Origin of the sequence: Microbacterium sp. BE35, from assembly GCF_031457705.1 — a bacterium.
GTDB classification, from domain to species: domain Bacteria; phylum Actinomycetota; class Actinomycetes; order Actinomycetales; family Microbacteriaceae; genus Microbacterium; species Microbacterium trichothecenolyticum.
The window spans coordinates 742950-758332 of record NZ_JAVDXD010000001.1 but is presented as its reverse complement, the minus strand read 5'-3'; the positions used below and the strand labels follow the sequence as shown (position 1 = coordinate 758332).

The 15383-nt window shown below is 72.8% G+C and carries 12 protein-coding genes; 4 read left to right on the top strand and 8 right to left on the bottom strand.

All coding sequences use genetic code 11. From position 1 onward, the window contains the following. Positions 1-4: 4 nt before the first annotated feature. On the bottom strand, positions 5-3286 hold the full coding sequence (locus J2Y46_RS03270; RefSeq protein ID WP_310240195.1) for a DUF5107 domain-containing protein: 3282 nt from the start codon (positions 3284-3286) through the stop codon (positions 5-7). A gap of 93 nt (positions 3287-3379) precedes the next feature. Here J2Y46_RS03270 and J2Y46_RS03265 point away from each other — a divergent pair, with 93 nt between their 5' ends. Beyond that, complete coding sequence (locus tag J2Y46_RS03265) at positions 3380-4243, top strand: AraC family transcriptional regulator (RefSeq protein WP_310240193.1); 864 nt, start codon at positions 3380-3382, stop codon at positions 4241-4243. Positions 4244-4394: 151 nt separating this feature from the next. On the opposite strand, the gene J2Y46_RS03260 is transcribed toward J2Y46_RS03265, so the two are convergent. Beyond that, a complete protein-coding gene (locus tag J2Y46_RS03260) occupies positions 4395-4967 on the bottom strand; it encodes a YdeI/OmpD-associated family protein (protein ID WP_310240191.1) in 573 nt (190 codons plus the stop codon). A gap of 9 nt (positions 4968-4976) precedes the next feature. Continuing rightward, positions 4977-6476, bottom strand: coding sequence for a PLP-dependent aminotransferase family protein (locus J2Y46_RS03255; RefSeq protein ID WP_310240189.1), 1500 nt, complete (start codon positions 6474-6476; stop codon positions 4977-4979). A 75-nt stretch (positions 6477-6551) separates the two neighbouring features. On the opposite strand from J2Y46_RS03255, the gene J2Y46_RS03250 reads away from it, so the two are divergent. Next, positions 6552-7565, top strand: a complete 1014-nt coding sequence (locus J2Y46_RS03250; protein WP_310240187.1) for an aldo/keto reductase — start codon at positions 6552-6554, stop codon at positions 7563-7565. A 378-nt stretch (positions 7566-7943) separates the two neighbouring features. On the opposite strand, the gene J2Y46_RS03245 is transcribed toward J2Y46_RS03250, so the two are convergent. Continuing rightward, positions 7944-8753, bottom strand: a complete 810-nt coding sequence (locus J2Y46_RS03245; RefSeq protein WP_310240185.1) for an HAD-IIA family hydrolase — start codon at positions 8751-8753, stop codon at positions 7944-7946. Between the two features lie 40 nt (positions 8754-8793). Between J2Y46_RS03245 and J2Y46_RS03240 the strand changes: the two genes are divergently transcribed. Continuing rightward, on the top strand, positions 8794-9738 hold the full coding sequence (locus tag J2Y46_RS03240) for an SDR family NAD(P)-dependent oxidoreductase (RefSeq protein WP_310240182.1): 945 nt from the start codon (positions 8794-8796) through the stop codon (positions 9736-9738). 180 nt (positions 9739-9918) lie between these two features. On the opposite strand, the gene J2Y46_RS03235 is transcribed toward J2Y46_RS03240, so the two are convergent. Beyond that, a complete protein-coding gene (locus J2Y46_RS03235) occupies positions 9919-10572 on the bottom strand; it encodes a metal-dependent transcriptional regulator (protein WP_310240180.1) in 654 nt (217 codons plus the stop codon). 24 nt (positions 10573-10596) lie between these two features. Beyond that, the gene (locus tag J2Y46_RS03230; protein WP_310241085.1) at positions 10597-11910 is read right to left on the bottom strand and encodes an Nramp family divalent metal transporter; all 1314 of its coding nucleotides are present in this window, start codon (positions 11908-11910) and stop codon (positions 10597-10599) included. 476 nt (positions 11911-12386) lie between these two features. On the opposite strand from J2Y46_RS03230, the gene J2Y46_RS03225 reads away from it, so the two are divergent. Beyond that, a complete protein-coding gene (locus tag J2Y46_RS03225) occupies positions 12387-13043 on the top strand; it encodes an RNA methyltransferase (protein ID WP_310240178.1) in 657 nt (218 codons plus the stop codon). Between the two features lie 9 nt (positions 13044-13052). Here the strand turns inward: J2Y46_RS03225 and J2Y46_RS03220 are convergent, their stop codons facing one another. Both J2Y46_RS03220 and J2Y46_RS03215 read right to left on the bottom strand, forming a co-directional pair. Beyond that, positions 13053-14264: an FAD-dependent oxidoreductase gene (locus J2Y46_RS03220; RefSeq protein ID WP_310240177.1), complete on the bottom strand. Its 1212-nt coding sequence runs from the start codon at positions 14262-14264 to the stop codon at positions 13053-13055. Further along, a complete protein-coding gene (locus J2Y46_RS03215; protein WP_310240175.1) occupies positions 14261-15322 on the bottom strand; it encodes a semialdehyde dehydrogenase in 1062 nt (353 codons plus the stop codon). The genes J2Y46_RS03220 and J2Y46_RS03215 overlap by 4 nt, the downstream gene beginning before the upstream one ends. Positions 15323-15383: the final 61 nt, after the last annotated feature.

The following is a 15383-nucleotide window of genomic DNA, read 5'->3' as shown; positions in this document are numbered from 1 at the left end:
TGCGTCATGCGTCGGTCCTCTCCGGAACCTCGGCGGTCCCCGCTGAGAGCTGCTGTGTGCGTCCGCGCGCCGCCAGCCGTCCGAGCCTGTCCGCCATGGCAGCACGTGCCGTCGCGGTGGCGGCATCGAACGAGGTCAGCTCGGGCACCGAGGTGGCGAAGTAGCCGACCTCATCCGTCGCGGTCCGCAGCGCCGTCGCGCGGGCGTCCAATGCATCCCACGCGGCCGCCGCGCTCGTCGCGTCGGCGAGGTGGAGGTGCGCCATCCCGGTCCAGTACGTCGACTCGTCCGCCGCGCGAGGCGCCACCGCCAGCGGCGACGGTGCGACGGCCGCGCGCCAGGCCTCGGCCGCACCTGTCGCGTTTCCGGTGGCCGCGCGCGCGGCGCCGAGCAGCACCCACCGCTGCACGGGGCGCTCGGCCGGGTGGCGTCCCTCGCCGAGGGTGCTCGGCGGGACGAAGCCGGCCTCGAGGAGCGCCGCGGCTTCCGCCGGCGCCGACTCGCGCAGCAGCCGTTCGGCCAGTGCGCACGACGCCCGGTCGAACGCCGCGATCACGAGACCCTCGCCGCCCTCGAACGGACGGAAGCGGCGGGTCGTGAGCAGGATCCACGCCTCGTCGGTGCGCCCGACGTCGAGGAGCAGGTTCGCGTGGCGCACCGCCAGGTCGTCGCGGGCGTCGAGCAGGACGGCGTGAGTCTCGAGCAGAGAGAGCCGGGTTGCCGCATCCGTCCCCCTCCGCACCGCGAGCACATCGCGCTCGAGAAGCAGCCGCGCGTCCGGGCGCAGTGACAGGGCGTGGGTGAGTGCCGCGTCGGCCGCGGCGTCGTCGCCCTCGACCGCCACGATGGCGATCGCAAGATTGCGCCACACCACCGGGTCTGTCGAGCCGCCCTCGGTCGCGGAGCGCAGGTGGGCGAGCGCGTCGGCGTCACGGCCGGCGTCGAGCAGCCACATGCCGAGGAGCCCCGCGGCGACGACGTCGTCCGGGTCGGCGGCGACCGCGGCGACGAGCGCGTCGAAGTGGTCGAGGCCGGCCGGGAAGGAGAGCGCCGCCGAGGCGCCGCGCGCCAGGGCGCGCTCGCCGGCCGCATCACCGGCGCGTCCGGATCGTTCGAGCCAGTGCGCGCGCAGGTAGTGGCGGAGCGGACCTGCGAGACCCGCAGAAGGCGTGCGCTCGACGGCGGCCGCGGTGACCGCGAGCGCCTCGTCGACCGCGCCTGCTCGCGCGAACTCGGCACCGACGTCGAGCGCCGTGCGGGCGTCGCGGTCGATGGATTCGCCCGCCAGCGCGCGGGTCGCCGGGTCGAGCGGGTCGGCCGCGAGCAGTTCGGCGACGCGGGCGACGGATGCTGCGACTTCACCGCGGCGGACGAGAGCCAGGGCTTCGATCCGCCCCGCCTCGGGGATCGGCGCAGCCGAGCGGGCGAGGTCGAGCGCGACCACCGCCGACCCCGCGCGCAGGGCGATTCGTGCCCGAGCGAGCATCGCTGCCGGCGCGAACGCCGCGCTCCATGCCGCCTTCGCCAGGCAGCGGTCAGCCGCGTGGTCGTCGCCGAGCCGTTCGTGAACGAGGCCGAGCAGGTACGCGGCTTCACCGTCACGCGGGTTGAGATTGTGTCGGGTGAGCCGCGCGGTCGCCGCCCCGAGCAGATCGCGCGCCGCGTCATACTCGCCGCGCGCGAGGTGCCAAGAGCCGAGCGCGGTCGCCGCGCGGGAATCGGCCGGATCACGTCGCAGCGCCTCGTGGAGGTACGGCACCGCCGAGCGGGTGGGGTGGCGGTACTGCAGCAGGTGCACGGCTGTCGCGAACAGATCGTCGTTGGACGCGATGTCTTCGGGAAGTGGCGGCGCGGTTGCGACCCATGGCTCGCCCGCGTTCGCGGCTCGCGCCCGCCAGACGACGAGGGTCTCGCCCGCGTGGAGTACGCGGACCTCGAGACCCGCGGCACCGGCCGTGACCCCCGCGATCGCGGCGAACGGAGCGTCGGGCCCGAGGTCGGCGTCCCAGCGGGCGAGCAGGCCGCCGTCGCGACGGACCTCGATCACGGCCGCCGGCAACGCCCGCGTGGCGATCGCCGTGATGCGGGTGCCGTCGCCTTCGGCGCGCGCGCCTATGGCAGCATCCGTCGTCGCCTGCCGCACGGCTCCCGTGCCATGGACCGGATACCAGTACTGGCGGAACCGTTTGGTCTCGCCGGGGAGCATCCAGCTGAAGTCGGGCTGATTGTCGGTGTAGACGCCGGCCATGAGCTCGACGTACGGGCCGTCGTCGTCGGTCAGCTGGTCGTCCCATGCGCGCCCGATCGCTCCGTCGCCCCACGTCCACTGCTTCTTGCCGGGGGAGATCGCGCGGTCTGCCCAGTGGACGAACCCGGCATCGGCCGTGTGGTCGTAGCCGCCGAAGAACGAGTCCTCGGTGTCTGTGATCATGTACGACGTCGGCACCGGGATGTTGCTGTACACGTCGATCCGGTCGGCGTCCGCCCGCTCCGCTGCGAGCGCCGGGTAGTCGACGCCGTAGTACGGACGGTCGGCGCGCGGGAACGCGGTGATCGCCCGGCGCGCGTGGTCGGCGACGAACGCGACGTCGTCGGGGAAGAACGACTGGTATCCCTCGTGCGCACGCGCCGCCACGTTGGCCCACCACAGGAACGTCTGCGGGACGTCGGTGCGGTTGTGCAGCGCCGCCTCCAGCTCGATCAGCGACGATCCCGGCCGCAGCCGCACCCCGTGCACTCCGCGCATGCGCTGCAGCGGGTCGAGGTCGCTGTGCCACACCACGACGGCGCCGTCGGCCTCCCGCTCGATGCGGGCGTCCACCGGAAGGAAGGTCGCGGGCCGGTGGTGCTGCGGCCAGTTGAACTCGACGCCGCCCGAGATCCATGGACCGGCGAGTCCCACGAGCGCGGGCTTGATGACGTTGTTGCGGTAGAAGAAGTCGTAGCCCGCGACCTTGTCGTAGCCGATGTGGATGCGACCGCCGATCTCGGGCAGCAGCGCGAGGCGCACGTAGGCGTTCTCGAGATGGATGGCCTGCCACTGCCGCGGCACCTTCTCGTGCGCGACGCTGTCGATCATCGGGAGCGGGTACACCTTGCCGCTGGATCCCTGGTACACGCGGCGATCGAGGAACAGCGGGTACGGATCCGGCTCGCCCGGCTCGTACGTGTCGATCCAGAGGGGCTCACTCCAGCATGCGACTCCGCCCGCCGCGAGGATCGCGGCCTGATCGGCGGGAGCGGCGGGGAGCTCGATGCGGCTCGGAGCCTCGGTGTCGTCGGTCACCGGGCAAAGCTACGTCGGCGCGCGTCCGCCGACCATGGCGGATCGTGGAATCGACCTGGACGATCCGACGATGGTTCGTGGCAGGATTCCGTCATGGAGCGTGCGGAGGGATTCGATCGGGAGCGACTCAGCATCGTTCCACGCCCCCTCGTCGACGCCGCGCTCGCACGACCGGTCACGCGACGGATGCTGGTGACGGATGCCGGGTACTTCCCTCGTGCGCGACACCATGGGCGGCATCGTCCCCGCGGAGCGGCGGAGACGATCGCGATCGTGTGCGTCGCCGGGGCGGGATGGGTCGAGGCGGAGGGTGTCCGCACGCGTGTGGGGAGCTCGACGGCGGTCGTCATCCCCGGCGGTCTGGCTCACTCCTACGGCGCCGATGCAACCGATCCCTGGACGATCTGGTGGTGCCACGTGCGCGGGGCAGACGTGCTCGAGCTCACCGAGGCGGCCGGCATTCGTCCCGACCGCCTGACACTGTCACTGCGTGAGGTCGATCGCGTTACCGCCCTGCTCGACGAGATCTCGGTGTCACTCGCGCTCCAGCCGACGCCGGCGCGGCTGATCGCGACGTCGGGAATGGCCTGGCGGCTGTTCACCCAGCTCGCCGTCGATCGGGCGCTGCCGAGCGAGGGCGCGCCCGTCGAGCGCGCGATGCGCTATCTCGCTGAGCGTGTCGACGGGCGCGTGCAGGTCGCCGAGCTCGCCGCGATGGTGGGTGTGTCGCCGTCGCACCTCGCCGCGCTGTTCCGCCAGGCCACCGGTGGCGGTGTGCACGCGCACCACCAGGCGCTGAAGATGGCGCGGGCCCGGGCGCTGCTCGACACGACCGATCTCCCGGTCGCCGAGGTCGGGCGCCGGATCGGAATCGACGACCCGTTCTACTTCTCGCGGCAGTTCCGTCGTTCGCACGGCATGAGTCCGCGTGCCTACCGCGAGCTGCGCAAAGGCTGACGGGCGTCGAGGCCGGGTCGGCAGCAGGGGAGGCGTCGGGTTCAGTCGCGCTTGCCGCGGCCCCGCCACCACTGCCAGATGATGACGGTGAGCGTGCCGAGCGTGATGATCGCGGCTGTCAGCAGGAGCAGCGTCTGCTCGGTTTCGGAGATCATGGGCGCTTCCCTTCGGCGGCATCGGCCACGAGCTTCGCAACGCGCGCGGCGCGGGTCTCGGGGCGCCGCGCCATGTCGATGTTGGAGATGCCCAGCTTGCGGCTCGACGGCGGGAACGCGTCCCAGGCGGCGCGCGCAGCGGGCTCTGCGTCGAGCGCCGCGGCGAGGTCGTCGGGTTCGCGCAGCGCCTCGGCGTTGTCGAGCACCGTCCACGCGCCGTTCGCCTTGGCGACCTCGATCGCCCGATAGCCGGCCTCGGTGATCAGACCGGCCTCTTCGAGCTGGATGAGCCGCGCCTTGTTCGTCGCCGCCCAGCCACTCGTCGCCCGCCGCGGCGCGAACCACAGGCCGCCGCGCTCGTCGTCGAACGATCGCACCGGGCCGTCGATCCACCCGAAGCAGAGAGCCTGCAGGATCGCGTCCTCGTACCCGATCACCTCGAGGTCCGAGCCCGGTCGCGCACGCACGAGCCACGCCCCCTTGGAGGTGCGATGGTTGGCGTCGAGCCACGCGCGCCAGGCCGCGGCATCCGTCACTTCCACCATCTCGCCGTCGTCGAGCGCACCCATGTCGCGACCCTACCGGGAGCCGGTGACGTCGCGGGCGGCGACCTCGCGGACGGTGTCGGCGAGCAGGCGCACGGCCTCGTCGACGAGGGGATCGGCGAGGTCGCCGTAGCCGAGCACGAGGCGTTCGGGTGCCGGTGCGTCGGGTGAGACGCGGTAGCGGCGGATGTCGGTGAGACCGAGGTCGCGGGGCTCCGCTGCGCGCACGACCTCGGCCGCGCGCACCCCGGGTGGCAGGTCGAGCACGGCGTGAAGCCCCGCCGCGATGCCCGACACGCGGCACTCGGGCATCGTGCGTTCCAGCGCCGCGAGCAGCGCCTCGCGCCGGCGCCGGTAGCGGGTGCGAGCGCCGCGCAGGTGCCGGTCGAGACCGCCGGAGGTGAGGAAGCGGGCGAGCGCGAGCTGGTCGAACGTCGAGGGAACTGCCGATCCCGCGTTGCGCACGACGTCGCGCAGCCATGACGGCAGCACGAGCCAGCCGAGGGCGAGCGCGGGCGTCGCGGTCTTGCTGAGGCTTCCGGCGAGGACGACGCGGTCGGGCGCCATCGCCTGCAACGCGCCGATCGGGCGCCGGTCGTAGCGGAACTCGGCGTCGTAGTCGTCCTCGATCACGACCCCGTCGCGGGTGCGCGCCCAGGCGAGGAGTCCCTCACGGCGCTCGGCCGACAGCGGCACCCCCGTGGGGAACTGGTGCGCGGGTGTCACGAGAGCGGCGCGCGCGCCGGTGCGGACGGATGCCTCGACCAGCGCCGCGACGTCGACCCCGTCTCCGTCGACGGGAACGGGCACCGACGTGAGCCCCTCCGCCGCGGCGACCTGGCGCATCCGCTGCCACGACGGATCCTCGACCAGGAGCGCGGTGTGCCCCAGTGTGCGCAGTGCCCGGGCGACGCGGCGCATGCCGTCGGCGGCGCCGTGCGTGACGAGGAGGGCGTCCGCGTCGGCCCGCGCGAAGCGCGACCGCGACAGGTAGGCGGCGAGCGCCGCGCGCGCAGCCGGCACGTCGCCGTCGAGCCGGAAGAGCTCGGCGTCAGGGGCCTCGTTCAGCGCCTCGGTCATCGCGCGCAGCCACAGTGCGCGCGGCGCGTTCCGCAGGTCGGGCACACCCGGGGCGAGATCGTACCGTGGCCGGCGCACCGGCTCGACGGGCTCCGGCGCGGGTCGCGAAGCAGTGGCGGGCACGGTCCCCACACCCTCTCCACGCGGCGTCGGCCTGTCGCGCGGAGCCTCGGGGCGCGTCGGCCCGGCGGCGACCCGCGTCGCCGAGCCGGCTCGCGCATCGAGGATGCCCTCGGCCGTGAGCCGCCCGTACACCTCCGTGACGACCCATCGCGAGACGCCGAGCGACGACGCGAGCAGGCGACTCGGGGCAAGCGCGGCACCGGAGGCCAGGCGGCCCGTGGACACAGCATCCCTCACCGCCTGCTCCAGCCGCACGTGACGCGGGCCGTCGTACGCGGCGAGGTCGAGCAGCGTCTCCCACGCGACCGAATTGGTCTGGGTTTCTGCCATGGAATCGGATCGTACTCCCAGACCGCCCGCGATCCACGATGGAACCGGGAACCACGAACCACGAAAGGGCACCCCATGCGGTACCGCACCATCTCCAACGGCACGACCTCGTTCGAGGTCTCGACCCTCTGCCTCGGCACCATGTTCTTCGGCACGCGCACCGACGCCGCGACGTCGCTCGAGATCCTCGACCGCTTCGCCGGCGCCGGCGGCACCTTCGTCGACACCGCCAACAACTACAACGCGTGGGTCGGCGGGCACGGGCGCGACAGCGAGGACGTGCTCGGCGCGTGGATCCGCCGCCGCGGCGGCCTCGGCGACGTACGCCTGGCGACCAAGCTCGGCGCTGCGAAGAAGGACCCGGCGCTGCCGCTGCAGAACGTCGAGCCGACGAACTTCCAGGGGCTGTCGGCCGAGGTCGTCGCCCGCGAGGCCCGCCTCAGCCTGCGGCACCTCGGCGTCGATCGCATCGATGTGCTGTACGGGCACGTCGACGACCGCGAGACGCCGATCGCCGAGACCGTCGCCGCGTTCGGGCAGCTGCAGCGTGAGGGGCTCGTCGGCATCTCGGGCATCTCGAACGTCGCGCTGTGGCGGCTGATCGAGGCGCGCGACGAGGCGCTGCGCCAGGGCGTCGACCCGTACGGCGTCGTGCAGCAGGGGTACAGCTACGTCTACCCGAGCCCGGGCTTCGGACGCACGAACGACGTGTCGGTCGAGCTCCTGGACTACGTCGCCGCCGCGGGCACAGGCGGCCGGCCGCCGCTCGCCATCACGGCGTACTCACCGCTGCATCAGGGCGCGTTCGCCCGCGACGACAAGCCGATGTGGGCGCCCATGCGGCACGCGTCCAACCGCGAGCGCGTGCGCGCGCTGCACGACGTCGCCGCCGAGGTCGGGGCGACGCCGAACCAGGTTGCGCTGTCGTGGCTGCTGGGCGGGGATGTGCCGGTGATCCCCGTGGTGGGCATCTCGAGTGTCGCCCAGCTCGAAGAGGCGCTCACCGCGTCCGAGCTCGACCTCGACGCGGACGTGCGCGCGCGCCTGGACGCCGCCGACCTCGACGTCCGCGCGTCGGTCGCGGCCTGACGAGGTGCGGCGGGCGCTGCGGAAGCCCGCCGCACTTCAGCGGGCGCAGGCCCGGGGCCGCAGCATCCGTCCCTCGCCGCATGTTGGACAGGTCAACCGGGGCTCGACAGGACGTTCATGCCTGAACTCTCCTGCGGAAGCCCGGTTGACCTGTCGCAGCGGGACGGATGCTGCGGCTGTGAGCGCGGAGGTCGCGTGCGGGATCGGTGCCGGGCCCGAGGCATCCGTGTCCCCCTCCTTCAACAGGTCAACCGGGCCTTTGCAGGAGGAATGCGCCGCGTTTCTCCGGTGGAACGCCGGTTGACCTGTCGCAGCGGGACGCGAGGGCGGAGAAGGGCGACGGATGCTGCGGGCGTGGCGCCATGCGGGAGCTCGTGGCTACAGCAGCTCGGGGTCCTCCGACTCGACGGGCTCGTGGTCGAGGAGGTCGGCGACCGAGTCCAGCACCTCGTCCGGGCGGAACGGGTAACGGGCGATCTCGGCGGCGTCGCTGATGCCTGTCAGCACGAGCACGGTGTGCAGGCCTGCCTCGATGCCGGCGACGACGTCGGTGTCCATGCGGTCGCCGATCATGCCGGTGTTCTCGGAGTGCGCACCGATGCGGTTCAGAGCCGAGCGGAACATCATCGGGTTCGGCTTGCCGACGACGTACGGCTCCATGCCCGTCGCCTTGGTGATGAGCGCCGAGATCGCACCCGTCGCCGGCAGCACGCCCTCGGTCGAAGGGCCGGTGGCGTCGGGGTTGGTCGCGATGAAGCGGGCGCCGGCGTTGATGAAGCGGATCGCCTTCGTGATCGCCTCGAACGAGTAGTTGCGGGTCTCGCCGACGACGACGTAGTCGGGATCGGTCTCGGTCATGATGAAGCCGGCCTCGTGAAGGGCCGTCGTCAGGCCCGCCTCGCCGATGACGAACGCCGAGCCGCCGGGCATCTGCGACCTGAGGAAATCGGCGGTGGCGAGGGCCGAGGTCCAGATCGACTCCTCCGGCACGATGAGGCCTGAGGCCCGCAGCCGGGCCGAGAGATCTCGCGGCGTGAAGATCGAGTTGTTGGTGAGCACCAGGAACGGCACACCCTGATCGGTCCACTGCTGCAGCAGATCAGATGCCCCGGGGATGGGGGTGTTCTCGTGGACCAGCACGCCGTCCATGTCGGTGAGCCAGCATTCGATGTCGGACCGCGTGCGCATGCGTCAAGACTAGGTGGCGGGCAGGCGTAGGGTCGTTCCCGTGACGTGGGACCCCCGGACCCTCCCAGACCTCTCCGGACGCGTGTATCTCGTGACCGGATCCAACGCCGGCCTCGGCTACTTCGCCTCCGAGCAGCTCGTGCGCGCAGGCGCTCACGTGCTGATGTCGGCGCGCCATCCGAACCGGCTCTCGGCCGCGCGCGCGGCGATCCGTCGCCGGGTGCCGGAGGCCGCGCCCGATGCGACCGAGCCGCTCATCCTCGACACCTCGAACCTCGCATCGGTGCGCTCCGCCGCCGCGAGCGTGCGGGGGAAGGGCGCCCTCGACGGCGTGCTGCTCAACGCCGGGATCGTCCACGCGCCGAAGTCCCGCGAGACCACGATCGACGGGCACGAGGTCGTGTTCGCGACCAACGCCCTCGGCCACTATGCGCTGGCCGGAGAGCTCCTGCCGGCCCTCGCCGAGGCTTCCGGGCGCATGGTGTGGGTGGGCAGCATGTCGACATCCCTCACACCGTACGACCCCGTCGACCCGCAGCTCGTCGACGGATATTCGGCCTGGCGCGCATACGTGCAGTCCAAGGTCGCGACGACGGCGCTCGGCTTCGAGGCCGACCGGCGCCTCCGCTCGGCCGGCATCCCGGTCGCGAGCGTCGTCGCCCACCCGGGCTACTCGACGGGCGGCCGCACGCCCGGGATCGTGGGCGTCAACGAGCCGTCGCGCGCCAAGCGCTTCCGCGACAACCTGCAGGCGGCGATGGCGCAGTCGAAGGAGCACGGCGCCTGGCCGCTCGTGCGGGCGCTCACGGATCCCGGCGTCGAGGGCGGCGAGTTCTGGGGCCCGCGCACCGGCTCGCGCGGCGAGCCCCGCAAGCAGACCGCCTCGAAGATCACTCGCGACCCGGTCGTGGCCGCGCGCCTCTGGGACGTCGCCGAGACCGCGACGGGCGTGCGCTGGCCGTTCGAGGTGGCGGCGCGCCGCTGACCCGTCGCGCACAGCATCGGAGGTTCTGGGCGGCACGCCGGCGCGCAGCTGACCCGTCGCGCACAGCATCGGAGGTTCTGGGCGGCACGCCGGCGCGCAGCATCCCGTCCCCGGCGTGTCGTCGTGAATCTCCGATTCTGTGTCGGGACACGCATGCCGCGACCGCGGCTGCGGCTCGGGTCAGATGCTGAGCCAGACGGCGTCGGCCGCGGCGTCGGGAAGCGACACCGACGCGGTCCCGATGCCCTCACCCATCGTTAAACGCAGGGCCGCAGCATCCGTCACCGTCACGGTCGTGCCGACGGCCACGCCGGCCGACTCGACGGCCCTGAGCAGTTCCGGGTCGCGGTCGCTCACGCGCAGCACCCGCCCGACGTGCCCCGCGGGCGCCTGGGCGAGCAGCACGAAGGGTTCGCGGTGGACGTGGCCCGCAGCATCCGGGATCGCGTCGCCGTGCGGGTCGAAGCGCGGCCTGCCGAGCCGCTCGTCGATGCCCTCCAGCAGCCGGTCGCTGATCGCGTGCTCGAGCACCTCGGCCTCGTCGTGCACCTCGTCCCACGCGTACCCGAACTCGCTCACGAGCCACGTCTCGATCAGGCGGTGACGGCGGATGATCGCCGCCGCGCGACGCTCTCCCTCCTCGGAGAGCGCGATCGGCCCGTACGGGCGATGAGTGACGAGACCCTGGGTGGCGAGCTTCTGCACCATCTCCGTGACGCTCGACGGCGCGAGGCCGAGCTCGGCGGCCAGCTGCGACGGCGTGATGCGGTCGTCCTGCCACTCGGTGTGGTGGTAGATCGTCTTCAGGTAGTCGTCGATCGCAGGGGAGGCCACCGTTTCAGGGTACCGGGCGGCCTTTCACGCCCCTGTCAGCACCAGGTACAGCAGCACGCCGTTGAGGGCGATGAGGAACACGGATGCCGCGATCCCCGCGATCGTCGTCCACACGCGGTTGCGGTACCCGCCCAGCACCTCGCGGTTCGCGGTGAGGGCGACCAGGGGGATGAGTGCGAACGGGATGCCGAACGACAGCACGACCTGGCTGAGCACGAGCGCGACCGTCGGGTCGAAGCCGACCGCGAGGATCACCAGCGCCGGGATCAGCGTGACGAGCCGGCGGGCGATCAGCGGCACGCGGATGTGCAGCAGGCCGTGCATGATCTCGGCGCCGGCGTACGCGCCGACCGAGGTGCTGGCGAGACCGCTCGCGAGGAGGCCGACGGCGAACAGGGTCGCCACCAGGGGGCCGAGCCCTGCGTACAGGGCGGCGTAGGCGCCCTCGAGGGAGTCGGTGCCGGGCACGCCCGCCAGATTCGCCGCCGCGAGCAGCAGGATGCACAGGTTCACGGTGCCCGCGATCAGCATCGCGATGGTGACATCCCATTTGGTCGCGCGCAGGAGGCGACGGGTGGGGATGCCGCGCAGCTCGGCCAGCGTCGGGTCTGCCGGGGCCCCGATCGGGGCCCCGGCAGCGCGGGAGCCGCGCGGCATCAGTCGGTCGCCGCCGAGCGCCGCGCCGGCCGTCGCCGGCGCCGGGGCGAAGCGGTCGCGCGCCAGGGCGCTGTGCGCGTAGATGGCGTGCGGCATGATCGTGGCGCCGAGGATCGAGGCCGCCAGCAGCACCGAGTCGGTGCCCTCGAAGCGCGGCACCAGGCCCGCCATCACGCTCGGGCCGTCGGGCGGGGCGACGAACACGCCGAACGAGAACCCGATCGCGATGATGGCGAGCAGGCCGATCACGACGAACTCGAACGTGCGCGGACCTCGCCGCGACTGGATGAGCAGGAGCGCGATCGACACCGCGCCGGTGATCGCGCCGCCCCAGAGCAGCGGGATGCCGAAGAGGAGGTTGAGCGCGACGGCGCCGCCGATCACCTCCGCGATGTCGGTCGCCATCGCGACGAGCTCGGCCTGCAGCCAGTAGGCACGGCGCCCCCAGCGGTTGCCGATGCGGTGGCCGAGGGTCTCGGGGAGACTGCGGCCGGTGACGATGCCGAGTTTGGCCGACAGGTACTGGATGAGCCAGGCCATCACGTTGCCGAGCACGACGACCCAGACCAGCAGGTACCCGTACCGGGCGCCGGCCGTCATGTTGCTCGCGACATTGCCGGGGTCGAGGTACGCGACCCCCGCCACGAGCGCCGGGCCGATCAGCCACGCGAGGCGCGGCATCGACAGGCGCCGGCTCAGGATCGGCGACGGCGTGCTGACATCCTCGGCAGTTTTCGGCATACCGAAAACGTACCCTGTTTTCGGCGCACCGAAAAGACTGCCGCGCACCCACGACGGCGATGACAAGTCAACCCCCGCGCAGGCGATGACGATCGGGGATAAGCCTGATTCGAATCGTGGGGAGAGCAGGTGATGGAGATGGCCTCGAAGCTGGTCGCAGCGATCCATGAGCTGCTGCGGGGCATGCGCCCGCGCAGGACGCCACGGCCGGCCCGTCGGACGTGGCGCGCGTCGCTCGCCGAGACACGGCGCGGCCGGTGGCACCAGACGCCGAACCCCTGACGCCCGATCCGCGGATCCGGAATTCGGACATTCGCCGCGTTTCCGGTTCGCAGCCGCCGTCGAGTCCGGAGAGCGGCCGGACGTCCGAAATCCGGATCGACGCTGTGCGCGCCGCGGGCGGATAGCCTGGGCCGGTGCATCCGCCCGACCCGAGCGCCACCGAGCCCGCCGAGCCCGCCGAGCCGACGCTGCCGGTCGGCGTCGGGCCGTGGCCGGGTGGTCCAGGCGCGTGGCCCGACCATCCGCGGTACGACCGCGAGCTGCTCGCGAACGGCGACGCCCGCAACGTCGTCGACCCCTACCGGTACTGGACGATGGACGCCATCGTCGCCGACCTCGACACCCGCCGCCACGCGTTCCATGTCGCGATCGAGAACTGGCAGCACGACATGAACATCGGCTCGATCGTGCGCAGCGCCAACGCGTTCCTCGCCTCCGAGGTGCACATCATCGGCAAGCGCCGCTGGAACCGGCGCGGCGCCATGGTGACCGACCGCTACCAGCACGTGCGCCATCACGAGACCGTCGAAGCCTTCACCGCGTGGGCGGATGCCGCGTCCCTGCCCGTGATCGCGATCGACAACGTCGAGGGGTCGCTGCCGCTGCCGGCCGCCGACCTGCCCGAGGCGTGCGTGCTGCTGTTCGGCCAGGAAGGACCCGGGCTGTCGCCCGAGGCGCTGGCGGCTGCATCCGGAACCGTCCAGATCGAGCAGTACGGCTCGACCCGCTCGATCAACGCGAGCGCCGCCGCGGCGGTCGTGATGTACGAGTGGTGCCGCCGCTGGGCGTGAGCCCCGAGGTCAGGCGGGAGCCGTCGTCAGTCCGGGCACGGGCTGAGACGCGCTCGTCGCGACGCGCCGACGCGGCGTGAAGGCGTAGCGCGTGAGGTCCGCCACGACGCCCGCTGCCCGCGAACGCGATGGCATGAAGCGCAGGAAGAACCCGAGCCGCAGGATCCACGCGACCGTCCCGGTGAACGGCACCCCGTACAGCTCCGAGACGCCGCGACCGAAGCCGAACGAGGCCGCGCGCCCGAGCCCGCGGTAGGCGAAGCGCCCCGCCGGCCGTCCGCGCAGCCGCCGTGCGATCGCGCGGCCGATGTGGTCGCCGCCCTTCATCGCCCACAGAGCGTTGGCGGGCACGGGCTCGCCCGTGACGGGATGCGCGACCCGCGCGCCGTCGCCGGCCGCCCACACGCCGTACCGGACCGCGAGCGTCGGCTGCGTGCGCAGGCGACCGCGTTCGTCGCGCCAGGGGTCGAGCCCGGGGATGCGCACGGGACGCTGGCCGGTCGTGGCGACGACCGTCGCCGTCGCGAGCGACGAGCCGTCGGAGAACCGCGCCGCGGTCGCCGTGACCTCGGTGAGCCGAACGCCCGTCACCACCCGCACCCCGAGTCGTTCGAGTTCCTGCGCGGCGCGTGCCGCCAGTCGTGGCTGATCCGACCATTCGCCGACGAGGCGATCGCCGGAGTGCACGAGGGTGACGGGATGTCCCCGGTCGGCGATGGCCGCCGCCAGCTCGACGCCCGCGATCCCGCCGCCGGCGACGACGACCGGCGATGCGGGGACACCCGCGAGGTGGTCCGCGAGTTCGGCGATCTCGTCCGGGCCCCGCAGGGCGTAGCCGTGCTCGGCGAGCCCGGGGACCTCGGCGACCGGCTCTCTCGCTCCGGTGCCGACGACGAGGTGGTCGTAGACCACGGTCTCGACGTCAGCGTCGTCGGGGCGTCGGTACGACACCGACCGGCGCGCGGCGTCGATGTGCACCGCGCGGCCCTCGATGATGTGCGCGAGCGGCATCGCCTCGGCCAGCGGCGTGGCCACGCGGTCGCGGCCGATCATCCCTGCCAGCAGTTCGCCGGTGAAGCCGTGGAAGCGGTGCGCGGTGTCGGCCGAGATGACCACGATCTCGAGGTCGCCTCGCCGCAGTCGCCGCCCGGCACGGCGCGCGAGGGTCGCGTAGGCGCGGAGGGTGACGTAGCCCCCGCCCAGCAGCACCACGCGGGTCATGCGATCACCGTCGCGCGCCGCTCGAGCACGACCGGTGCGCCGAAGCTCGTCGGCGCGGCTGCGCGGAAGCCCAGGTGTGCGAGTTCGACGGCCAGATCGCGGATGTGGTCGATCTGGTCGAGCGTGGGGTTGCCGATCGAGAAGTGGCCGCGGTGGCCGGTGAGAGCGAGGATCGCCGTCTCGGCGAAGCAGGCGTACGAGCGGCCGTCGGGCAGGCCGATCTCACCACCAGAGAGCCGGAGGCTGGGGATCGAGACGATCCCGCCGTCGACGACGAGCACGTCGGGCCGCGCGGTGGCGAGGGCGGGCGAGGTGTTGCGGGGCTGGGTCGCGTCGAGCACGACCGCCCCGGGTGCGAGGTGGTCCGGTCCGAGAATCGTGTCGGCCGACGCGGTGAGCAGCACGACCAGGTCGGCGTCGCGCACCGCATCGATCGAGAGCGCGACCGTCACGTCGACGTCGCCGGCGACCGACGCCGCGAGCGCCTCCAGGCGCGGTGCGGTGCGGGCGATCAGCGTCAGGCGTGCCTCCGCGGGGTCGCGGGCGAGCAGCTTCGTGACCGCGGTGCCCACGCTGCCGCTGGCGCCCACGATCGCGATGTGCGCACGTGTGGCGCGCGCCGAGACGTGGGGGAGCAGCATCCGGATCTGGTCCTCGACGATCGCCGCCGTGAACGCGTTGCCGTTCGTCACCCCGATGTCGGAGCGTCCGCGCAGGGTGGCTCCGCCGGCCGTCACCGTCGCCGTGAGTGCGCCGAGCCCCACGACGTCCGCGCCGAGTGCGGCGGCACGGTCGACCGCGCGGCTCACGCGCCGCCGGCCGCCCTCGATGTCGGACAGCAGGTGGCGTGCGCCGAAGGGCACCAGAACGATGTGGCCGACGCGCTCACCGCCGATCTGCACGCCGGCCATCGTGACCGGCGGCAGCGGCAGACGCCGCAGTGCGGCGTCGTAGACGGACTCGGGCACCAGCCCCAGCGGCCGCCACGCGCGCGCGAGGTCTTCGCGCAGGCGCGCACGGGGGTGGACGGTGAATCCGAATGTTCCGGTGCCGGACACGGGAGGCTCCTTCCGGCGGCCGCGGATGGACGCCATGTGACTCAGGAGCGGCCGGCGGCGG

Bases quoted from the DNA above. Each gene is read 5' to 3' on its own strand.
- J2Y46_RS03230 (WP_310241085.1), bottom strand. From the start codon at position 11,910: ATGCCGCGCCTCGCGTGGCTGATCGGCCCGGCGCTCGTGGCGGGGGTC.
- J2Y46_RS03260 (WP_310240191.1), bottom strand. From the start codon at position 4,967: ATGGGTGCGCTCGACGACGGCGAGATGGTGGAAGTGACGGATGCCGCG.
- J2Y46_RS03245 (WP_310240185.1), bottom strand. From the start codon at position 8,753: ATGCGCACGCGGTCCGACATCGAATGCTGGCTCACCGACATGGACGGC.
- J2Y46_RS03255 (WP_310240189.1), bottom strand. From the start codon at position 6,476: ATGGCAGAAACCCAGACCAATTCGGTCGCGTGGGAGACGCTGCTCGAC.
- J2Y46_RS03265 (WP_310240193.1), top strand. From the start codon at position 3,380: ATGGAGCGTGCGGAGGGATTCGATCGGGAGCGACTCAGCATCGTTCCA.
- J2Y46_RS03220 (WP_310240177.1), bottom strand. From the start codon at position 14,264: ATGACCCGCGTGGTGCTGCTGGGCGGGGGCTACGTCACCCTCCGCGCC.
- J2Y46_RS03250 (WP_310240187.1), top strand. From the start codon at position 6,552: ATGCGGTACCGCACCATCTCCAACGGCACGACCTCGTTCGAGGTCTCG.